This is a genomic window from Halomonas huangheensis (genome assembly GCF_001431725.1).
GTDB classification, from domain to species: domain Bacteria; phylum Pseudomonadota; class Gammaproteobacteria; order Pseudomonadales; family Halomonadaceae; genus Halomonas; species Halomonas huangheensis.
The window spans coordinates 4,286,020-4,307,265 of sequence record NZ_CP013106.1; the positions used below are offsets into that span (position 1 = coordinate 4,286,020).

The 21,246-nt window shown below is 60.7% G+C and carries 16 protein-coding genes; 4 read left to right on the top strand and 12 right to left on the bottom strand.

What is annotated here, in order from left to right:
• The first annotated feature begins 27 nt into the window (after nt 1–27).
• The gene (locus tag AR456_RS18435; RefSeq protein ID WP_021817832.1) at nt 28–2,607 is read left to right on the top strand and encodes a GcvT family protein; all 2,580 of its coding nucleotides are present in this window, start codon (nt 28–30) and stop codon (nt 2,605–2,607) included.
• Here the strand turns inward: AR456_RS18435 and AR456_RS18440 are convergent.
• Nucleotides 2,604–3,668, bottom strand: coding sequence for a GlxA family transcriptional regulator (locus tag AR456_RS18440; RefSeq protein ID WP_021817831.1), 1,065 nt, complete (start codon nt 3,666–3,668; stop codon nt 2,604–2,606). The genes AR456_RS18435 and AR456_RS18440 overlap by 4 nt on opposite strands.
• 228 nt (nt 3,669–3,896) lie before the next feature.
• Between AR456_RS18440 and AR456_RS18445 the strand changes: the two genes are divergently transcribed.
• The 3 genes from AR456_RS18445 to rnk all read left to right on the top strand — a co-directional run bounded on the left by AR456_RS18445 (nt 3,897) and on the right by rnk (nt 7,890).
• Nucleotides 3,897–5,624 carry a formate--tetrahydrofolate ligase gene (locus AR456_RS18445; RefSeq protein WP_021817830.1) on the top strand — a complete coding sequence of 576 codons (1,728 nt, stop codon included), beginning with the start codon at nt 3,897–3,899 and terminating at the stop codon, nt 5,622–5,624.
• Nucleotides 5,625–5,977: 353 nt separating this feature from the next.
• Nucleotides 5,978–7,330 carry an NADP-specific glutamate dehydrogenase gene (gene gdhA, locus AR456_RS18450; RefSeq protein ID WP_021817829.1) on the top strand — a complete coding sequence of 451 codons (1,353 nt, stop codon included), beginning with the start codon at nt 5,978–5,980 and terminating at the stop codon, nt 7,328–7,330.
• 146 nt (nt 7,331–7,476) lie between these two features.
• Nucleotides 7,477–7,890 carry a nucleoside diphosphate kinase regulator gene (gene rnk / locus AR456_RS18455; RefSeq protein ID WP_021817828.1) on the top strand — a complete coding sequence of 138 codons (414 nt, stop codon included), beginning with the start codon at nt 7,477–7,479 and terminating at the stop codon, nt 7,888–7,890.
• A 204-nt stretch (nt 7,891–8,094) separates the two neighbouring features.
• On the opposite strand, the gene AR456_RS18460 is transcribed toward rnk, so the two are convergent.
• From AR456_RS18460 to nuoE, 11 genes are all read right to left on the bottom strand, one after another.
• The gene (locus tag AR456_RS18460) at nt 8,095–8,658 is read right to left on the bottom strand and encodes a CBS domain-containing protein (RefSeq protein ID WP_021817827.1); all 564 of its coding nucleotides are present in this window, start codon (nt 8,656–8,658) and stop codon (nt 8,095–8,097) included.
• A gap of 493 nt (nt 8,659–9,151) precedes the next feature.
• Entirely contained in the window at nt 9,152–10,609 is a 1,458-nt protein-coding gene (gene nuoN / locus AR456_RS18470; protein ID WP_021817825.1) for an NADH-quinone oxidoreductase subunit NuoN, read from the bottom strand.
• Nucleotides 10,606–12,150: an NADH-quinone oxidoreductase subunit M gene (nuoM, locus tag AR456_RS18475; protein ID WP_021817824.1), complete on the bottom strand. Its 1,545-nt coding sequence runs from the start codon at nt 12,148–12,150 to the stop codon at nt 10,606–10,608. The genes nuoN and nuoM overlap by 4 nt, the downstream gene beginning before the upstream one ends.
• A gap of 87 nt (nt 12,151–12,237) precedes the next feature.
• Nucleotides 12,238–14,115 (bottom strand): NADH-quinone oxidoreductase subunit L, encoded by a 1,878-nt coding sequence (nuoL, locus tag AR456_RS18480; protein ID WP_021817823.1) that lies wholly within the window; start codon nt 14,113–14,115, stop codon nt 12,238–12,240.
• Nucleotides 14,116–14,127: 12 nt separating this feature from the next.
• Nucleotides 14,128–14,436 carry an NADH-quinone oxidoreductase subunit NuoK gene (nuoK, locus tag AR456_RS18485; protein ID WP_021817822.1) on the bottom strand — a complete coding sequence of 103 codons (309 nt, stop codon included), beginning with the start codon at nt 14,434–14,436 and terminating at the stop codon, nt 14,128–14,130.
• A complete protein-coding gene (nuoJ, locus tag AR456_RS18490; protein ID WP_021817821.1) occupies nt 14,433–14,978 on the bottom strand; it encodes an NADH-quinone oxidoreductase subunit J in 546 nt (181 codons plus the stop codon). The genes nuoK and nuoJ overlap by 4 nt, the downstream gene beginning before the upstream one ends.
• Before the next feature lie 26 nt (nt 14,979–15,004).
• On the bottom strand, nt 15,005–15,544 hold the full coding sequence (gene nuoI / locus AR456_RS18495) for an NADH-quinone oxidoreductase subunit NuoI (RefSeq protein WP_021817820.1): 540 nt from the start codon (nt 15,542–15,544) through the stop codon (nt 15,005–15,007).
• Nucleotides 15,545–15,574: 30 nt separating this feature from the next.
• Complete coding sequence (gene nuoH / locus AR456_RS18500) at nt 15,575–16,555, bottom strand: NADH-quinone oxidoreductase subunit NuoH (protein ID WP_021817819.1); 981 nt, start codon at nt 16,553–16,555, stop codon at nt 15,575–15,577.
• Complete coding sequence (gene nuoG / locus AR456_RS18505; protein WP_021817818.1) at nt 16,552–19,347, bottom strand: NADH-quinone oxidoreductase subunit NuoG; 2,796 nt, start codon at nt 19,345–19,347, stop codon at nt 16,552–16,554. Before nuoG ends, nuoH begins: the two co-directional genes overlap by 4 nt.
• A gap of 33 nt (nt 19,348–19,380) precedes the next feature.
• Nucleotides 19,381–20,739, bottom strand: a complete 1,359-nt coding sequence (gene nuoF, locus AR456_RS18510; protein WP_021817817.1) for an NADH-quinone oxidoreductase subunit NuoF — start codon at nt 20,737–20,739, stop codon at nt 19,381–19,383.
• Nucleotides 20,736–21,245, bottom strand: a complete 510-nt coding sequence (gene nuoE, locus AR456_RS18515) for an NADH-quinone oxidoreductase subunit NuoE (protein WP_021817816.1) — start codon at nt 21,243–21,245, stop codon at nt 20,736–20,738. Before nuoE ends, nuoF begins: the two co-directional genes overlap by 4 nt.
• Nucleotide 21,246 lies beyond the last annotated feature (1 nt).

A 21,246-nucleotide genomic window follows, 5' to 3' on the forward strand; every position in this document is an offset into this window, starting at 1 on the left:
AGAAGATCAGCTCCCGGGAGGATGACCATGGCAACCCAACCCTCGCAAGCGGACGCGGTGATCATTGGTCTGGGCGGCATTGTCGGCGCCTCGGTGGCTCACCACCTGATCGAGCGAGGCTGGACCAACCTGGTGGGCCTTGATGCTTCCGCGATTCCCACCGACGTCGGCTCCACTGCCCACGCTTCCGATTTCTGCTTCATGACCTCGCACGACCGCATGGCGTGCTACACCACCACCTACAGTCGCCATTTCTACGAGTCGATGGGGCACTATCATCGAGTCGGCGGCGTGGAGATCGCGCGTGTCGGTGACGAGGCACGTCTCGCCGAACTCCAGCGCAAGGTCGCCTCGGGCAAGGCCTTCGGCACCAATGTCAGCATGATCGATGCTGACCAGGTGGTGGAATATTTTCCGCTCATCGAACGTGAACTGGTACTGGGGGGCATGTGGGACCCCGACGCTGGCCTGGTGGTGCCTCGTTCGCAGCGAGTGGCTGGCGCCCTGATCGAGCACGCACTGGAAAGCGGTCATCTGCGCGCCTTCGCCGATACGCCCGTACAGGACATCGACGTTCAGGCCGGTCGGGTACACGGTGTCCATACTGCCAGGGGATATATCGCCACACCGATAGTAATCCTCGCCTGCGGCATCTGGGGGCCCTTACCCGCAGCCATGGCCGGGGTGGCGCTGCCACTGATGCCAGTGGAACACCCGCTGATGTTCTTCGGTCCCTTCGACACTTTCGCCGGCACCGGCAAGGAGATCGGTTATCCGTTGATGCGCGACCAGGGCAATTCCGCCTATATGCGCGATACCGGCGACCCCACCTCCACCGAAGGCGGGCTGCTGGAATGGGGCTACTACGAGACCACCCAGCCTCGTCTGGTTCACCCCCGCGATATCCTGCCACGGGATCGGGCCCGGCTTTCCCCTTCGATGCGCGACCTGGAGGCTGATCAGATCGCCGAACCCTTCGAGCGGGCGGTGGAACTCACCCCAGCGCTCGGCGAACTGGGCTGGGATGAAAAGCACTCCTTCAACGGCCTGCTCTCGGTCACCTCGGATGGAGGCTCGCTGATCGGCGAGGCGCCGGAAACCCGCGGTCTGTGGTGCTGCGAAGCGGTGTGGGTCAAGGATGGTCCAGGCATGGGCAAGATACTCGCCGACTGGATCACCGACGGGCGTACGGCCATGGATCCCTGCGCTATCGACATTGCCCGCTTCTATCCCGTGCAGAAGACACCGCATCACGTGTATGGCCGCTGCCTGGAAATCGCGCGCAAGATATATGATCCACCGGTGCACCCTCGCGAGCCTTTCGAAAGCGGGCGCAACCTGAGACGCAGCCCCTTCTGGTCTCGGGAGAGCGAGCTCGGTGGCTATTTCATGGAGGCCGCAGGCTGGGAGCGCGCCCACGGCTATGCCAGCAACGAAACCCGGTTGGCACACTATCTCGAGCAGGTTCCCGAACGCCCGGTGGAGTGGGATGCCCGTCACTTCTGGCGCGTGTCGAACGCCGAACAGTTGACGATGAGCGATGACGTAGGAATGATCAATCTATCCCATTTCGCCATCTTCGATATCTCCGGCCACGATGCCGAGGCTCTGCTGGAACGCCTGTCGGTAGCGAGAGTGGGCGGTGACACTCCTCTCGGCAAGGGGGTGTATACCCACTTTCTCGACGCCTTCGGCGGAGTCCACTCGGACCTGACCATCGTCCGTCTTGCTGCAGACACCTACCGGGTCATCTGCGGTGGAGACACTGGACACCGTGACCTGATGTGGATCACTCGTCAGGCCGAGGATTTCGGGCTGACTCGCTGGCACCTGGAAGACCGCACCGATAGCCTGGCCACACTGGGCCTGTGGGGCCCCAATGCCCGGCGTACATTGCAGGCCCTCGCCGACGAGCCCGAGGGGCTGAGCGACGAGCGCTTCCCCTTCGCCACTGCCCGGGAAATCCGGGTACGCGGTCTACCGGTGTGGGCCTTCCGCATCTCCTATGTGGGAGAACAAGGCTGGGAGCTTTACGTGCCCTTCAGCTATGGCCTGACACTCTGGGACATGCTGTTCGAAGCCGGAGTACCACCGGTAGGCATCGAGACCTATGCCAACAGCCGCCGCTTGGAGAAGAGCCTGCGACTGCAGAATGTCGACCTACTCACCGACTACAACCTGGTAGAAGCAGGCCTCGCCAGACCCAGGGTCAAGGCCGTCGATTTCCATGGCAAGGCCGCCCATCTGGAACAGCGAGCCCGTGACCGTCAGCCAGCATATCTGTGTACGCTGGTGATGGAGCAACATCTCGACGCCAGTCTTGATAACCAGGCCCAGGCGCGCTACCCCGTCGGTCAATCGCCCCTGCTCGACCCGGAAAGTGGCGAGGTGCCGGTGGATAGTCTTGGGCGTCGCTCCTATACCACCAGCATCGCCTATGGCCCCTCGCTGGGGCGCAATATCGCACTGGGTTATCTGCCAACCGAGTATGCCGAACAAGGGCGCACTCTGCTGCTGGAATATTTCGGCAAGCACTATCCACTCAGTGTCGCGGCGGTGGGCTATCGAGCGCTCTACGACGAGGAAAATACCCGGCCACGCAGCTAATCGCCGCACGGACGCGATTTACTCTCCCCCGTCTCGTCGAGCGGGGGCTCACTTGCCTCTAGTGGCTCGACGAGTTCCGCCTGGCGATCGTGGCGCCGCTTGCGCTCACTACTCGGCGAACGGCCGAAATAATCGTGATAACACTTGGTGAAGTGCGGAGGCGAAATGAAGCCACAGGCCATGGCCACCTCGGTAATCGGCATATGGGTCTGCAACAGCAGCAGCCGTGCTCGGGCCAGGCGTAGCTCCAGATAAAACCTGAGCGGTGGACAGCCGACATAGCGCTGGAACAACCGCTCCAATTGACGTCGCGACAATCCGGCGTAACTGGCCAGTTCATCCAGTCCCAGCAGTTCCTGCAGATTGGCCTCCATCAGATTGGCCACCTCCTCCAGCTTGGGATGACTGTGACCCAACCGCACCCGTAACGGAGTACGCTGACGGTCCCCCACACCACGAATGCGCTCGTGAATGAACTCTTCGGCAATCGACTCGGCCAGCGCCAGCCCCTGCTGACGGCCAATCAGGTTGAGCATCATGTCCAGCGGAGCGATGCCTCCCGAACAGGTATAGCGGTCGCGATCCATGACAAACAGTTGCGAGGTGAAGGCCACCGCGGGGAAGCGCTGCGCTTCATGGAGGCTGGAAATGTGTTCCCAGTGCAGGGTACAACGATAACCGTCGAGCAGCCCCGCGCGAGCCAGGACATAGCCACCGGTGCATACCGCCCCGAGGGGGATGCGTCGCTCGGCCAGACGTTTGAGCCACGCCAGGGTTCCACGATCATCATATCTCTGTACCTCAACGCCTCCGCATACCAGCAACAGATCCAGGGCCGGCATCGGCTCCAGCGCCTGATCCACAGCGGTGGCCAGACCACTGCTGGCCTCCACAGCCGCCCCATCGCGACTCACGAGATGCCAGGTGTAGAGCGTACGCTCAGCCAGATGGTTAGCCATGCGCAGCGGTTCCAGCGCCGAGGAAAAGGCGAGCTGGGAGAATCCCGGCAGCAACAGGAAGCCGATATCGTAGTGTCCCTTGGCCGGTATCGGGGGAGCCATCACACCTCCTTCCCCTTATGGGTGCCGACGGCTGCATTAGCGTCTCCACCAGGCATAGCCCATCCCTCAAGCCACTGCCACGCTTGATCGACCTTCTCTCATGTCGCTGTGCCCAAGGCCGCTGACGCCACCAGGCAAACCCTTGTCTGGGGACGCGCAATACTGATCTTGAAGACCCGGCTTGAAGACCCGGCCTGCAGACCCACTCCATCTCAAGGAGGCACGCCGATGGCACCCCAGGCGACCGAACCGGCCCCAATCGGGGCCACCGACAATCTGAGTATTGCTCGGGCAGCAAGACTCTGGCCCATCGAGGAGATCGCGCACCAGCTCGGTCTTCCCGGCGAGGCAGTGGAACCTTACGGCCGGGGCATCGCCAAACTCGACCTGTCGGCGATGAAGGCTCTCAACGGTCACCCTCGAGGGCGCTACGTGGTGGTAACCTCGATGACCCCGACACCCCCTGGGGAAGGCAAAACCACCACCGCCATCGGCCTGGTACAGGGTCTACAGCGTCTCGGCCATACCGCTACCGTGGCTCTGCGCCAGCCTTCCATGGGCCCTACTCTCGGGCTCAAGGGCGGTGCCACCGGCGGCGGCTACAGTCAGGTGCTGCCCATGGAACGCATCAATCTACACCTGACCGGCGATCTCCATGCGGTGGGTGCGGCCCACAACCTGCTCTCAGCAATGGTGGACAACCACCTGCACCATCGTCTGTCACCAGAGCTGGACCCTCGTGAGATCTACTGGCAAAGGGTCATCGACCTCAACGATCGAGCACTGAGGCACATCGTACTGGGCCTTGGAGGTCGTGGTGATGGCGTCGCGCGTCAGGGGAGCTTCGAGATCACCGCGGCCTCGGAGGTCATGGCAGTACTGGCGCTGGCAGACTCTCTCGCCGACCTGCGCCAACGACTGGGACGCCTGGTGGTGGGGTTGGATCGCGAGGGAGAGGCCGTCACTGCCGAGCAGATAGGTGCCGCCGGCGCCATGACCGTACTGCTCAAGGAAGCGCTCAAACCCAACCTGCTACAGACCCTGGAGCATGCTCCAGCACTGATCCATGCCGGACCCTTCGGCAACATCGCCCATGGAAACTCCTCGATCATCGCCGACTATATCGGTCTGAGCACCAGCGACTTCCTGATCACCGAGGCGGGTTTCGGTGCCGACATGGGCGCCGAGCGTTTCTTCAACATCAAGTGCCGCGCTTCCGGCCTGACACCAGATGCCGCCGTGGTAGTGGTTACAGTACGTGCCCTGAAATACCACAGTGGCCGCCACGCGGTGGTCGCTGGCCAGCCCCTCCCCGCCTCGCTGCTGGCGGAACATCCGGAGGAGATCTATGAAGGCGGGGCCAATCTGCTCAAGCAGATCGATAATGTCCGCGCTCATGGGCTCAATCCGGTGGTGGCAATCAATGCCTTCCCCGGCGACCATCCCAGCGAGTACGCAGCGATCCGTGATCTAGCGGCTTCAGTAAGCGTACGTGCCGAGGTCTCCACCCATGTGAGAGATGGCGGCGGCGGATCCCAGGCACTGGCCGAGGCGGTGGCAGAAGCAGCCGAAGGCGAGAAGGACTTCCGCTTCCTCTACTCTGATGAATTGCCGCTGGCATCCAAGATAGAGCGCATCGCGACCCGTATCTATGGTGCCGAGGGCGTCGACTTCGCTCCCCAGGCCCATGAACGGCTGAACGTCTGGCAGCGCCAGGGATATGGCAGCCTACCGGTATGCATCGCCAAGACCCATCTATCGCTGTCCTCCGACCCAACACGGCTCGGCGCGCCCGCTGGATGGCGACTGCCGGTACGCGAGGTGCGTCTCTCCGCCGGGGCCGGGTTCGTCTACGCGCTGGCCGGAGATATACGCACTATGCCCGGATTCAGTACATCACCGGCCGCCACTCGGATCGATATCGATGAAAGCGGCGAAACCGTCAACCTCTATTGAGGCAGATCGAGTAATTCGAGGAATCAACCGGCAGTCGAAACAAGTCTTCTGCCTATCAATGCTTTCGTATTCTTCATTCAGCCCTGGTAGAGAGTTGTTGTGCTCACAGGGCAATCAAATACTGTCAGAAGAAGCCGGAACCTGCTCACCCTTAACGTTTAAAAACCGTATAAACACCTTTACTTATTTTGGTGATTTCAGCGTCACCAGGTACCACTTTCGTCCAGGTTCTTGATCTTTTCGCGCTATTCCAAACCGGCATAGGGTATGCAGAAAAATTCCTCGGCAGTTAAATGGCTCTACGGGCTGGCCAGCCAGGACTTCCTTGTCATTGCAACGGTACATATCCCTTTATGCCCTACGTTCACGATACTCTTACCCGTCTAAAGCGCAGCAGCCCTGCCCAGGCAGAGTTCTACCAGGCAGCCGAAGAGGTGCTGGAATGCCTGCGCCCGCTCTTCGAACGTTTTCCTCACTATCATGATCACAGCATTATCGAACGTATCGTCGAACCTGAGCGACAGATTCTCTTTCGTATCAGCTGGATAGATGATGCTGGGCGGGTACAGGTCAACAAGGGCTATCGTATTCAATTCAACTCCGCCCTCGGCCCGTATAAAGGTGGTCTGCGGTTTCACCCCAGTGTGACGTCAGGCACGATAAAATTTCTGGGATTCGAGCAGATTTTCAAGAATGCACTGACCAGCCTACCGATTGGCGGTGGCAAAGGCGGCTCCGACTTTGACCCCAAGGGCAAGTCGGATAACGAGATCATGCGCTTTTGCCAGGCATTCATGACTGAGCTGCATCGCCATATCGGCCCGACCTGTGACGTCCCCGCGGGCGATATCGGTGTCGGCGGCCGAGAGATCGGCTACCTGTTCGGGCAATACAAGCGCCTCACGGGTCGCTATGAAGGTGTACTCACCGGTAAAGGCTTGAACTGGGGCGGCTCCATCGGTCGCAAGGAAGCTACCGGTTATGGTGCCGTCTACTTTGCCCAGAACATGCTCAACAGCCGTGGTGACGACCTGAAAGGCAAGACCTGCCTGGTATCCGGGGCCGGGAATGTAGCGATCTACACCATCGAAAAACTCTACGAGTTGGGCGCGCTTCCCGTAACCTGCAGCGACTCGAGAGGCACGTTGCACGACCCCAAGGGCATTGACTTGAGCCTCCTCAAGGACCTCAAGGAGGTACAACGCACCTCGCTGGAAGAATACCTGCACCACCACCCGGATGCCCGTTACACCGGTGCACGCGATTACCCGCAGGATGGGCATGCTGTCTGGCATATCGCAGCGGATGCTGCCTTCCCCTGCGCCACCCAGAATGAGCTCACCGCAACCGACGCAAAGGTGCTTTTGGCACAAGGTGTACACTGCATCAGCGAAGGCGCCAACATGCCCTCCACCAAGGCAGCAGTCGACCTCTTTCTGGAAGCGAAGGTAGCTTACGGCCCCGGCAAGGCCGCCAACGCTGGTGGCGTCGCGACCAGTCAGCTGGAAATGGCACAAAATAGCAGTATGCAGCAATGGTCACTCGAGAAAGTCGATGAAAAACTCAAGCTGATCATGGCCAATATCCACCAGCAATGCGCTGACACCGCAGAAGAATTTGGCGATGCCAACAATCTGGTACTGGGTGCCAACATTGCCGGTTTCAGAAAGGTTGCCGATGCCATGATCGAACAGGGCGTGACGTGATCGCCTTCCTGTGACTTATCGCTTACACTGCCGATGGTGAACAGTCCTTCCTATTCGGGAGGGCTGTTTTTATTGGCAACCATAAAAGTGCCGCCTGGTCATTTAAAGATCCTATCCGGATCTTATTGCTTTCCGAGGAGAGTAAAATGGAGCAGCGTCCTCCAATCTACATCAACCGTCTCGATGCCGAGCGCCTGCAACGCTTGATCGATAGCGCGACAGATAAAGAGCTGGCCGTTGCCGAACTGCTGGAAGAGGAACTGGCGCGTGGCAACGTATTGGATCCGGAATTGATTCCGGACAACGTCGTGAGTATGAATAGCCAGATTCGCTTTACCGACCTGGCGCGAGGCCGGCAGATGATCCGCACTCTTGTCTATCCCCATTCCGTGGATTCAGTCGAGGATGCCATTTCCGTGATGGCCCCGATAGGCGCCGGCTTGATTGGCCTGAAGGTCGGCGATGTCATCAATTGGCCGCTCCCCAACAGTACGACGACACAACTGCGTGTAGATGCCATCCTGTGGCAACCCGAACGCGAAAAGCAGTTCCACCGGTGACGCGACCGCAGGCGGGGTCATTCCGCCAGATGGTAAGCAGCACCCGATCATTCCCGACATGACCACAACCGTGGACATCACCACCGGGTCGCGTAGTGTTCTCGATCAGGCTAGATAGGCACTCAGGGAACGCTGATCAACGCTGCATACAACAACGGGCCCTGTTACGGGCCCGTTTATCTTTTCTGGTGCAAGGCGAGAACTTCAATTCAATGCTTGATTGAGCACCTTGAGTACCGAAGCCTTGGGCTTGATCGACAGTTGCTGATGCAGGCGTTCGGAAAGCTCTCGCATGGAGATCAACCCACGGATCTGCTGGTGCTCTTGATCCCGCACCAGGCAATACGGTTCACCGGCTTCCTGCAAGGTAGCCACAAGATCAGCAACGGTGGCTCTTTCCAGATCCCTGTAATCAAGTGCCGGCATAGCATTGCGAGGCAGCATCAAATCTGCGGCTGTCAGACTCTCGCGATCAATTCCCATGGTTACCTGTGCTACGAGCAGACTCTGTTCCGAGAGGCGCTCCCGAGTCAGAAGCCCAATCAGCTCGCGGTGATGGTCGACCACCAGCTTACTGTCCACTTCCTCTGTTGCCATCAGCCTCGCGACCCCGAGCGCTGGTGCTGCAGCGCCAACAGCATGGGGGCGGTGCTGACGAAAATCGGTCATGAGACTCAATGCTGGAGAGTCCTGATCAATATCGTCGAATTGCTGGGGAGTCACCAGGTGATCTGCGGTGTCGAGTTTTGATAGGGGTAAGGTTTTCATACAGCAGCCTCTGCAGTGCCCACATTCGATCATGAAGGCATCAGTAAAATACCGGCTTGAACACAAGCCAGAACGTCAAGGGCGAGGTCAGAGGTGCTGTGGTGGTGCTCGGATTGAATAGGCCGTGCTATAGCGGCCGCCATACACCGGAGGGCGCAATGCGGCGTCGGTTGCCTGAACGGCCAACGAGAAAAGGTGAACGCAACCTGTACAGGCATCGTTGTTTTCGTTCCCTTCGTCGGCGAGTACCGTTGCCGAGAAGACGGTGTCGTACGTGAACGCTGCCGGGGCCTTACTGGCCGTGCACGCATCTTCTCCGGCCGCGAATGTGGTCGGTAGCATGCCCCAGAACAGCAGGGTCGTCAGACAGGCAAGCAGGATACGTTGCAAAGGCAGCAGGTCCTTCCGAAGGATGTGCGACGTGCACACCCAAGCACTCAAGCTAAAACAGAGACCGCCATAGCACAAGAGCGTTCCATTTCAGAAGGCGACGTCAGCCCGGCGCCCCCAACATGGCACCGCCCATGACCCGTACCCAATCGATCATCGGCGTCGGGTAGATTCCCAGCAGGATGATCAGCAGCCCCACACCCAGTACGACCACACCGCCGGCGCGTACGCCCCAGTCTTCAGGCGCATCGCGCTTTTGCATGCCTGGCTCAGCCAGATACAGAGTGACCATTACCCGCAGGTAGTAATAGAGCCCGATGGCACTGCCTACGATTATCCCGCCGACCAGCCACCAACGTCCGGCCTCGACCCCCAGAGCAATGATGTAGAACTTGCCGATGAATCCTGCGGTGAAGGGAATGCCAGCCAGCGATAGCATGGTCACGGAAAGCACTGCGGTCAGGTAGGGCCGCCGCCAGAACAACCCGCGATAATGGTGCAGTGCCGCTGCGTCCTCGCCACGGTATGGCGAAGAGATCAACGTCACCACGCCAAATGCCGCGAGGGTAGTCAGTATATAGACCACCAGGTAGACGCAGGTAGCTTCCAGCGCCAGACCGTCGCTGACCACCAGCGCGGTCAACAGATAGCCGAAATGGGCAATCGACGAATAGCCCAGCAGGCGCTTGAGGTTTGATTGAGTCAGTGCCAGCAAGTTGCCGATCAACATGGTAAGGATCGCCAATACCGCCAACACGCTATGCAGCAGGGCATCCTGAAAGGCAGGGACTGCCATGACCAGACGCAGTAGAACCACGAACACCGCAACTTTACTGGCCGAGGCGAGGAAGGTCGACGCTGGTCCCGGGCCGCCCTCGTAGACATCCGGCGTCCATAGATGAAACGGTACGATCGACAGTTTGAAGCCCAGCCCCATCAGCATCAATGCGGCTCCCGCCAGGCCCCAGGCACCAGCATCGACAGCCAGCCCCGTGGCTAGGCCAGCAAAGTCCAGATGGCCGGTTTCGGCGTAGAGCAGCGCCATGCCGAACAACAGCATGGCAGTCGCCGCTGCAGACAACACCAGATACTTGACACCGGCTTCGAGCGAGCGTCGCTCATGATAGGTATAAGCGAGCATCCCATACAGCGGCATCGATAACAGCTCGAGACCGAAAAACAGCGTCGCTGAATGAGTGCTGGCGGCAAGCGTCATGCCCCCTGCCGTGGAGCACAGCAATAGCAGATAGAACTCCTCACGCGGTCCACGGTAGTACTCGAGGTAGGCATGGCCCAGGGTGGCGCAGACCAGGGCCGCGATCAGGATCAGTACCGCGGCGAAGATCGCCAGGCCATCAACGACCAGCATCGGCGTGGCCAGCGGTGCCATGAACCACACGCCAATCAGCGAAACGAGTGCCAGATTGAGGCCAACAACCGTGACTACGGCGATAGCGGTATGATGCCGGCGCCAGGCAATCGCCAGCATCACCACGATGGCCGTGAAACAGACCAGAATCAGCGGCATCAATGCCAGCAGGTGCGTCGCAGTCAGCGTCATGGAGCCCCCATCAACAGCGCGGGTGACTGTGCGACGGCACCGAACAGATGCTGTACTTCAAGCATCGCCGCACCAGTGGTATCCAGCAGAGGCTGCGGGTAGAGCCCAAACAGCAGTACCAGCCCCAGTAGCGAGAACATCATCAGAAACTCACGCTTATCGAGATCGGCAAAGCGCCTCTCATCCCGGGCCGGGCCGAAGTGAACCCATTGCATCAGCAGTAGCGAATAGATCGCCGCCAGCACCAACCCACCGCTGGCGATGACCACTGTCCAGGGAGCGACGGGGAAGCTGCCGAACAGGATCATGAATTCGCCGATGAAATTGGCCGTTCCGGGCATGCCCAGCGAGGCAGCGACGAAACACAGCGAGAACCCGGGCAGACAGCCCATGCGCCCCCACAAGCCACCCATCTCGCGCATATCGCGGGTATGCAGCCGCTCATAGAGCTGGCCGCTCAGGATGAACAACCCAGCCGCCGAGAAGGCGTGGGCGACCATCAGCATCATCACTCCCTGCAGGGCGAGCTCAGTGCCTGCGTAGATGCCGATCAATACAAAGCCCATGTGCGAGATGCTGGTGTAAGCGATCAGACGCTTGATATCCCGCTGCCCGCAAGCCAATAGCGCCCCGTAGAAGATCCCCACCAGACCCAGCGTCATGGCCACCGGGGCGAAGGCCTGGGACGCCTCGGGGAACAACGGCAGCGCGAAGCGCAACATACCGTAGGCAGCAGTCTTGAGCAGGATGCCCGCGAGGTCGACGCTACCCGCGGTAGGCGCCTGGGCATGCGCATCGGGTAGCCAGCCGTGCAGCGGCACCACCGGCAGCTTGACCGCAAATGCGACGAAGAAGCCGAGCATCAGCAGCATCGCCGCCCTCTCCGATAACGGTGTCTCCATCAACGCTGCATAAGAGAACGAGTACTCGCCGGTGTTGGAGTGGTGCAGAAACACCAGGCCAAGAATCGACACCAGCATCAGCAGGCCGCTGGCCTGGGTATAGATGAAGAACTTGGTCGCCGCGCGGATCCGGGTCCGCCCTTCCGAGCCACTGTGGCCCCACAGCGCGATCAGGAAATACATCGGCACCAGCATCATTTCCCAGAAGAAGAAGAACAGAAACAGGTCGATCGCCAGGAAAACACCGACCACTCCGCCGAGGATCCACAGCAGGTTGAGATGAAAGAAGCCGACACGACGCACAATCTCGTTCCACGAGCAGAGTACCGCCAGTATGCCGAGGAAGCCGGTCAGCGCGATCAGTACCAGCGACAGACCATCGAGCGCCAGATGCACACTGATGCCGAAGCGCGGAATCCACGTGACCTGCCATTCCATCGACCAGCGCACCCCCTCGCTAGCGGTGCCCATCTGCGGCAAATGGTAGTCGCCGTGGAACCACAGTCCCAGGGTAATCACTAGTTCGATCAGCATCGTTGCCAGCGCAATCCAGCGCGGCGCCTGTTCGCCGAAGCGCTCGCCCTGCCAGCACAGCAGGCCGCCGACGAAGGGAATCAGAATCAGCCAGAGCAGCGTCATATGCGGTGTGTTCCCTGTGGTTGTCGATACACTGTTGGCATCTCCCTGCCCCTCGTTATGCAAGTCACAATGTGCAAACCAGGTTGCTCAACCGCCCAGTACCAGCACAATGAGAATCACCGTGACCCCCAGCGCCATACTGGTGGCATACAGCCGCAGCTTGCCGGTCTGGGTGTAGCTCAAGCCACGGTGAGCTAGCCAGGCCACCCAGCCCATCACCAGCACTAGACGATCGATGATGTCATCGCGCAATACATGCACCAGGCCACGATAGGGACGCACCAGAAGCCGGTCGTAGGCGATGTCAAAACCCCAGCCCTGATTCCAGAGCCGCCATAGTCGCGCTTCCCAACCGCCAGCCATGCGTTCACCGAGCCAGCGTCGACGCTTCAGGAATAGCCAGGCCGCCAGCCCCAGACCTCCCAGTGAAGCCGCGGCCGCGAAAATACCCAGCACGGTATGCCCGACATCGTGCACATTGGCCCCGGGGCTCGACGGCAGAACACCCTCCAACGGTGGCTGAATTACCCCGCCGAGGAAGGTCGACAGGATCGCCAGCACCACCAGCGGCAGTCCGTGCACCAGCCCGCGACCGGCTACGGCATGGCGCGCGTTGTCGCTTTTCATCTCGCCATGGAAAGTGCCGATAATCAGCCTGAGGGTATATAACGAGGTCAGGAAAGCGCCGACCAGCCCCGCCAGCATCAATCCTCCATCACCGGCGGCCCAGGCTTCCCAGAGGATCTCATCCTTGCTGTAGAAACCGGCGGTGACCAGCGGCAGTGCTGCCAACGCCGCGCCACCAACGATAAAACCTGCATAGGCCAGCGGCAGTCGACGCCACAGCCCGCCCAACCGATGCATGTCCTGTTCATGGTGACAACTGACTATCACCGCACCGGCAGAAAGGAACAGCAGCGCCTTGAAGAAGGCGTGAGTCATCAGATGGAAGATCGCCGCATCATAGGCACCAACGCCCAGTGCCAGAAACATGTAACCGATCTGGCTCATCGTCGAATAGGCCAGTACCCGTTTGATGTCGGTCTGGGCCAACGCCGCAAAGCCGGCCATCAGTAATGTCAGCGCGCCGATCAGCCCCACCAGGTAGAGCACCATCGGCGCCAGCTCGAAGATCCCATGCAGGCGAGCGATCAGATAGACGCCAGCGGTGACCATGGTCGCCGCATGAATCAACGCCGACACCGGCGTAGGGCCGGCCATGGCATCCGCCAGCCAGGTGTGTAGTGGCAACTGGGCCGATTTGCCCAGAGCGCCACCGAGAATCAGCAGGGCCGCCAGCCGCGCCTCAAGCGAGCCCTCGCTCCAGACTTCCGGCGCACGCGTCAGGATATCGGCAATATTCAACGTGCCCAGCGCACGGAACAACAGGAACAGTCCAATGGCCAGCAACACATCGCCCAACCGGGTAACGATAAATGCCTTGAAGGCCGCCCAGCCGTTGGCCGACGTCTCATAGTAGTAGCCGATCAGCAGGTAGCTGCACAGGCCGACGCCTTCCCAGCCCAGGAACAGCAGCAATACGTTGTCGCCAAGCACCAGCAGAATCATGCTGAACACGAACAGGTTCATGTAGGCATAGAAGCGAGTGATACCGTTCTCGCCCTGCATATACCAGGCAGCGAACAGGTGTATCAGGAATCCAACACCGGTGATGATTCCCAGCATGGTCAACGACAGACCATCGAGGCGTAGACCGATGGTCGGCTGAAAGTCACCCACCGAGAGCCAGGTCCATAGCGTCATGTCGGTACTGGCGTCGCCGCTGGCTTGAAAATTCCAACCGAGCCAGGCGGTGACCAGTGCAGCCAGCCCAACACTGGCGACACCTACCACAGCGCTCAAGCGAGCGTTGAGCCTGCCTCGTGACAGCGCAAGGATCAGGGTACCGGCCAGTGGCAGCAGGAACGTCAGTGGCAGCAGGAATGTCAGTGGCAACGGCGACATCAGCAGGCTCCCTTATCCGCGCATGCGGTTGGCGGCGTCCACATCAAGTGACTTGAAGCGATGGTGGAGTTGGATCAACAGTGCCAAACCTACGCTCGCTTCGGCTGCAGCCAGTGCAATCACCAGCAGGAACATCGCCTGGCCCTCCGGCTGCCCCCAGGCCGAGCCACCGACGATGAAAGCCAGCGCTGCGGCATTGAGCATGACCTCCAGACTCATCAGCACGAACACCATGTTGCGTCGGCAGATCAGCCCGGCGAAGCCCAGCACGAAGAGGATAGATGCCAGCACCAGGCCATGTTCCATGGGGATTCCGTTCATGACACCTCCTTGCGAGCGCTGGGTTCGGCATTGCTGTGAGGCGCGTCAGGATGGGCGGTGCGACCGACATGAGAGGCGGTGACCAGCGCCGCCAGCAACAGCATGGCGCCAAGCTCAACAGCCATCAGCCAGGGACCGAACAGCAAGGTGCCGACTGCCTTGGCGGTCAGGATCTCGCCATCCACCATGCGCCCGGTATCCCCCGACCATAGCGTGGCAATCAGCGTTACCAGCAACACCACCGCGAGCAGCGACGGGCCCAACCAGATCCGTGGCTTGAGCCACGCCCGCTCCTGGGCTTCACCCTGGTCGCCCAGATTGAGCATCATCACCACGAATACGAACAACACCATGATCGCCCCAGCGTAGACAATCACCTCCATGGCCCCGGCGAATGGTGCCCCCAGCGCGAAGAACACCAGCGCTACCGAGATCAGTGAGACGATCAGGTAGAGCAGCGCATGCACCGGGTTGGTGTTGGTGATGACGCCCAATGTAGCCAGTACAGCAACCAGGCCACTCAGGTAGAAGGCGATTTCCATGGCTATCTCCTGCTGGTGAATGCGACTTACGGCAGCAGCGTCTTGACGTCGATCGGCTGTTCCTCATTTTTCGCCCGTCCCTTGTCCTTGCCGGCGATCGACATCCCCGCCACTTTGTAGAAGTGGTAATCGTGGTCCTTGCCCGGGCCATCGATCAGCAGGTCCTGCTTCTCATAGACCAGTTCCTGGCGTCGATACTCGCCCATCTCGAAGTCGGGGGTGAGCTGAATCGCCGAGGTCGGGCAGGCCTCTTCGCACATGCCACAGTAGATGCAACGCGAGAAGTTGATGCGAAAGAACTCGGGATACCAGCGGCCATCCTCCTGTTCGCCCTTCTGCAGCGAGATGCAGGCGACGGGACAGGCCACCGCGCACAAGTTGCAGGCCACACAGCGCTCCTCACCGTCAGGGTCCCGGGTCAGGACGATGCGTCCTCGATAGCGCGGTGGCAGGTAAACGGGATCCTCGGGGTAATTCTGCGTCTCGCGCTTGCGGAAGCTGTGCATGAAGACCATGCCCAACGTACGCAGTTGGGAGATGGTTCCCTTGATCACATTCCTGAACATGGCCATAGCTCCTCGGTCGAGGCGGATTTGTCACACCGGATCGGCAATCAGAATTACCGCCCCGGTCACCAGCAGATTGATCAACGTCAGCGGTAGGCAGAATTTCCAGCCGAAACTCATGACCCGGTCATAACGCGGCCGCGGCAATGCCGCGCGCAACAGCACGAACAGCATCAGGAAGGCCGCGACCTTGAGCGCAAACCAGACGATCGGCGGCAACAGCGGACCGTGCCAGCCACCGAAGAACAGCGTCACGATCAACGCTGAGATCAGCACCATGCCGACATACTCGCCGATGAAGAACATGCCGAATTTCATGCTCGAATACTCGATGTGATAACCATCGGCAAGCTCCTGTTCGGCCTCGGGCTGATCAAATGGGTGACGATGGGTCACCGCAATCCCGGCGATCAGGAAAGTGCAGAAGCCGAAGAACTGCGGGATCACGAACCACAGCCCCTGCTGGGCGTTGACGATTTCACGCATGTTGAACGAGCCGGTCATCGCCACCACGCCCATCAGCGCCAGCCCCATGAAGACCTCGTAAGACAGTGTCTGCGCAGAAGCGCGCATGGCGCCGATCAGCGCGTACTTGTTGCCGCTCGACCAGCCGCCGAACAACACGGCGTAGACGTTGATACCGGCCATCGCGAGGAAAAACAGCAAACCGATATTGAGATCAGCCACTCCCCAGCCGGGAGTGATAGGGATGATCATGAACGACAGCAACAACGAGGCCATGGCGATCACCGGCGCCAGCACGAATAGCGTGCGATCAGCAAACGGCGGGACCCAGTCCTCCTTGAAGAAGATCTTGATCATGTCGGCGACCAACTGCAGTGAACCGAACGGCCCAACCCGGTTGGGCCCGTAACGGTCCTGCCAGAGCCCCAACAAGCGACGTTCGACCACCGTCATGGCCGCACCCAGCAATACTGTACCCAGCAGGATGGCCAACGCCTGGAGCATGGCGATCAGGCTGGCGGCGACTAGCGGCGTCAACCAGCTCATCGGCGGTCTCCTGTCTCATCGCCACGCCGGGCCATGGCCTCTGCATCGTGACCGTTATTCATCACCGGGCCAATCATCACCGGGCCAAGCTCGGCCCAGTCACCGCTGACAAATGCTGGCTCGATGCCCGCCGGAACACCGATCAGCCCCGCAGGGAGCGCGGCATCGAGCTGCACAGGAAGGTTGATCCGGCCACTGCCGGTGAACACACTGAGCAGATCGCCCTCACTACAGCCCAGCTGCTGAGCATCGTCGACAGACAGTCGCAACGCCGCCGGTGCAGTACGCTCGACGATCGGTGCGGCGCGTGACGAGGTTTCCTCGCCACCAAACAGCCGCGGCAGCACCACTATCTGCCAGGCTGAATCGCGCGGCGTGAAGCGCTCTGGCAGCGCGATGAAGTATTCGTATTTACCCGGGCGTGGATGCAGCAGTCGCACCCCGGGATCGCCGGCGCTCAAGTGGCCACCGACCTCGTCGGTGAACTTGTTCCATGCCTGCGGCGAGTTCCAGCCCGGCGCCCAGGCGAAAGCAACCTCTTCACGCGGCCTATCGAAACCGTTATAGCCCTCCATCGAGAAGGTGAGCGGCGAATCGACGTCCTGCGAAGCGCGCGGCTCGCTGACGTCGAGATGAGCGCGCATCGCGGTGCGCCCGCTGTAGCGGTGCGGCTCGCGAGCCAGCTTGAGCCCGCGCACCCGGTAATCGGCGCTCGGTGATGCATCGAGGATGTCATGTAGTTCGGGATAGCGCTCGGCACAGGCCCGAGTCACCGTATCGAAGGTGACCTCACCGACATCGTGACGCAGCACCTCAGCACGCAAGGCATGCAGCCAACGCCAGCTTTCATGGATGCGCGTCTCGGGGCGAATGTAGCGCGGATCAAACACCTGAAAGAAACGCTGGGCGCGCCCTTCCAGACTGACCAGCGTGCCGTCGGCTTCGCTGAAGGCTGCCGCTGGCAGCCCCAGATGGGCATGCTGCCAGGTGCCGGTGCGCTGGTGGTCAAGCACAATCACCGTCTCGGCTCGCGCCAACACCGCATCGACCCGCTCTCGCGGCGCACGCTGATAGAGGTCGTTCTCGAGCACTACCACGGCATCGGCATGCGCGTTCTCGAGTTCGTCGAACGCCCACTCCAGTGACTCGCCGCCCAGCATCGTCAGCCCGGTGCTGTTGGCCTCGCCGCGCACCAGCAACAGACTACCCTGCCGAGTCTGCCGCGACAGCGCTCGGGCCACGCTGCCAGCGGCCTCGATCACCATCGGCGAGCCCAGCGAGCCGCCACTGATGACCAGCGGACGACGCGCCTCAAGCAAGCGCTCGGCGATCGTTTCGGCTTCCCGCCGTGTGGCTTCCTCGAGGCCTTCGACCGCCGGTGCCGTTGCGTCAATGGCGTGCGCCACGGCAAAGCCAAGTCGTGCGATATCGTCCGGTGCCAGCCTCCAACTGGCGGTACTGATGTCATCGAGCCCGGAGGCAATTGGGTAGGCGATGAAAAGCGGATGATAGCTGTCCTGACCGAGCGTCCTGACGGCATCATCGTTCCAGCTCGGAATATCACGTTCGGCGGCCAGTTCGGTACGTCGCGCGGTGACTGCCTGACGCACCGTCAGCCCGACGCGGGCGGCGCTGGCAATCAAGTCCTCGCCGAGCACCAGCACAGCATCGTGATCCTCAACGTCACGCAGCGTCGGAGTGGGCAATCCGCAAGACTGGTTGAGCGCCTGCATTGTCGCCAGGCACACCAGCTCTTGCGCGGCGATACCGGTCGAGAAGTTTCCCTCGCCAACCAACTCACGCAGTTGATGGTTGCTTTCGAGACTCGCCCGTGGCGAACCGATGCCGATCACCCGACGTGCGTTGCGCAACAGGTCGGCGCCGCGATCCAGTGCCGCATCGACCTCCAGGTTGAGCGCTGCGTCGTTGCGGTCGATGCGCCACTCGGGGCGAAGCGGGCGATCGCTACGATTGACGTAGCCATAACCGAAACGGCCGCGATCGCAAAGAAAGTAACGATTGACCTCGCCATGGTAACGATTCTCGATGCGTCGGATATCTCCATAGCGCTCGCCGGGACTTATATTGCAGCCCGAGGCACACTGATGGCAGATGCTCGGCGCAAACTGCAGGTCCCACTTGCGGGTGTATCGCTCGGAGTGAGTCTGATCGGTAAATACTCCGGTCGGGCAGACCTCAGTGAGGTTGCCGGAGAAGACGCTTTCCAGCACGCCTTCCTGGTGACGGCCGAAGTAGATGTTGCTGTTGGCGCCGAAGGCGCCAAGATCGGTGCCTCCAGCGTAGTCACGATAGAAACGCACGCAGCGATAGCAGGTGATGCAGCGATTCATCTCGTGGGCGATGAACGGCCCCAGATACTGATTGCGATGAGTGCGCTTGCGAAAACGATAACGCCGCCGATCATGGCCGGTCATCACCGTCATGTCCTGCAGGTGACAATGGCCGCCCTCCTCACATACCGGGCAATCATGCGGGTGGTTGATCATCAGCCACTCGATGACACTGGCACGAAACTCGCGCGCTTCGTCGTCGTTGATCGAGATCCTGCTGTCATCGGCCGCCGGGGTCATGCACGACATCACCAGCATGCCCCTGGTATCGTCGGCGTCCTTGTATTGCTTGACCGCACACTGGCGACAGGCACCGACGCTACCCATCGCTGGGTGCCAGCAGAAATAGGGCACATCGAGACCCAGCGACAGGCAGGCACTAAGCAGGTTATCCGCCCCATCGACGTCGTAGCTCTGTCCGTCCACGTGAATCGTCGCCATTCGGTTACCTCACCTTCAGGTGAACGAGTCCGCTCATACCGCACCCACAGGAATCGGATCGGCATGGGCACTGCGCGGTGGATGCACGACACCACGCTCGAACTCCTCACGGAAATACTTGAGCGCCGACTGCAGCGGCATCGCCGCCCCCGGAGCATGGGCGCAGAACGTCTTGCCCGGCCCCAGGTCGCTGCCCAGTTTGTCGAGCATTTCCAGATCGCCGCGCTCGCCTTCGCCACTCTCGAGCGCCTGGAGAATCCTGACGGTCCACGGCAAACCATCACGACACGGCGTGCACCATCCGCACGACTCTCGGGCGAAGAACTGCTCCAGGTTGCGCACCAGCGACAACACGCTCTGATCCTCGTTGACCACGGTCAGCAGTCCAGTCCCCATACGGCTTCCCAGCTTACCGATGGTGTCGAAGTCGAGCGGTTCGTCGAGGTGTTCGGGCAATAGAAAGCCCGTGCTGCCGCCCCCCGGAAGCCAGGTCTTGAGTGCTCGGCCATCGCGCATGCCGCCGGCACGCTCTAGCAACTCGCTGCCGCTGGTGCCGATCGGCAACTCCCATAGTCCCGGCATAGTGACCTTGCCGGAGACGCCATAGAGTTTGGTCCCACCGTCGTTGCTGAGCTCACCGGACAGATCCTGATACCACCTGGCGCCGCGGAGCATCACCGCCGGAGCGTTGCAGATCGTTTCAACATTGTTGACCACGGTGGGCTTTCCCCAGGCCCCTGACTGACCAGGGAACGGTGGCTTGGCACGCGGGTTGGCACGATTACCCTCCAGCGAATTGATCAGCGCCGTCTCCTCACCGCAGATATAGCGCCCAGCACCGGTGTGCAACGCAATGTCGAAGTCGTAACCGCGGCCCGCGATATCATTGCCTAGCCAACCAGCAGCACGCGCCTCATTGATTGCATGCGTCAAGGCATGGGCGGCCTCGACGTACTCACCGCGCAGGAAGATGTAGCCGAAACGCGAGTGGTTGGCATAACCAGCGATGATCATGCCTTCGATCAGCAGGTGTGGCAGCTGTTCCAGCAGCAACCGGTCCTTGAAGGTGCCCGGCTCCATCTCGTCGGCGTTGCAGACCAGGTAGCCACGCGGGATATCCGGTCCCTTCATGGTCAGGCTCCACTTCATGCCCGCCGAGAAGCCAGCGCCGCCGCGCCCGCGAACATTGGCGTCCTTCATGGTCGCGACCACGTCATCGGGAGACTGATGATTGAGCACCTCACGTGCGGCGACATACCCTTCCTTGTCGAGGTACTCGTCTAGACCGACCATTGCGCCGTCGTCGGCCAGTCGCCAGGTCAATGGATGAGTTTCGGCGCGGCGCTCGGCGGCGCTCTGACGCAGCTGGCAGTGATAACGGCTGACGCTCATGCATAGCCCTCCAGCAAGTTGGCCACGTCATCGGCTGCAACGGGGCCGTAGGTGTCATCGTCGACCATCAGCGCCGGACCACGGTCGCAAGCGCCCAGACAGCACACCGGCAGCAGCGTGAAACGACCATCCTCGGTGGTCTGGCCCAGACCGATACCCAGCCGTGCCGACAATGCCTCAAGCAGTTGATCGCAATCGTTGAGGAAGCACGAGCTGCTGTCGCAGACCAGAATCACATGCCGCCCCACCGGCTGACGGAAGATCAAGCTGTAGAAGGTCGCCACGCCCTCGACGGCGGCCGGGCCAATCCCCAATACTTCGGCGATAACGGGAATGGCTGCATCGGGCACCCAACCATGACGGCGCTGAACGATCTTGAGCGCCTCGATGCAGGCCGCCTGAGGCTGCTCGTAATGATCGCGTTCATGCTCGATGGCATGGCGATCCTCCTCGGCGAGATTGAAACCTTCGCCATCACTGGCGATCTGTCGTGCGCTCTCGGTCATG

Coding starts and splice junctions, on each gene's coding strand:
- AR456_RS18440 (WP_021817831.1), bottom strand. CDS start 3,668: ATGGCTCCCCCGATACCGGCCAAGGGACACTACGATATCGGCTTCCTG.
- rnk (WP_021817828.1), top strand. CDS start 7,477: ATGGAGCAGCGTCCTCCAATCTACATCAACCGTCTCGATGCCGAGCGC.
- nuoL (WP_021817823.1), bottom strand. CDS start 14,115: ATGTCGCCGTTGCCACTGACATTCCTGCTGCCACTGACGTTCCTGCTG.
- AR456_RS18435 (WP_021817832.1), top strand. CDS start 28: ATGGCAACCCAACCCTCGCAAGCGGACGCGGTGATCATTGGTCTGGGC.
- nuoN (WP_021817825.1), bottom strand. CDS start 10,609: ATGACGCTGACTGCGACGCACCTGCTGGCATTGATGCCGCTGATTCTG.
- gdhA (WP_021817829.1), top strand. CDS start 5,978: ATGCCCTACGTTCACGATACTCTTACCCGTCTAAAGCGCAGCAGCCCT.
- nuoI (WP_021817820.1), bottom strand. CDS start 15,544: ATGTTCAGGAATGTGATCAAGGGAACCATCTCCCAACTGCGTACGTTG.
- nuoE (WP_021817816.1), bottom strand. CDS start 21,245: ATGACCGAGAGCGCACGACAGATCGCCAGTGATGGCGAAGGTTTCAAT.
- nuoK (WP_021817822.1), bottom strand. CDS start 14,436: ATGAACGGAATCCCCATGGAACATGGCCTGGTGCTGGCATCTATCCTC.
- nuoJ (WP_021817821.1), bottom strand. CDS start 14,978: ATGGAAATCGCCTTCTACCTGAGTGGCCTGGTTGCTGTACTGGCTACA.
- AR456_RS18445 (WP_021817830.1), top strand. CDS start 3,897: ATGGCACCCCAGGCGACCGAACCGGCCCCAATCGGGGCCACCGACAAT.
- nuoH (WP_021817819.1), bottom strand. CDS start 16,555: ATGAGCTGGTTGACGCCGCTAGTCGCCGCCAGCCTGATCGCCATGCTC.
- nuoM (WP_021817824.1), bottom strand. CDS start 12,150: ATGACGCTGCTCTGGCTGATTCTGATTCCCTTCGTCGGCGGCCTGCTG.
- nuoF (WP_021817817.1), bottom strand. CDS start 20,739: ATGAGCGTCAGCCGTTATCACTGCCAGCTGCGTCAGAGCGCCGCCGAG.
- nuoG (WP_021817818.1), bottom strand. CDS start 19,347: ATGGCGACGATTCACGTGGACGGACAGAGCTACGACGTCGATGGGGCG.
- AR456_RS18460 (WP_021817827.1), bottom strand. CDS start 8,658: ATGAAAACCTTACCCCTATCAAAACTCGACACCGCAGATCACCTGGTG.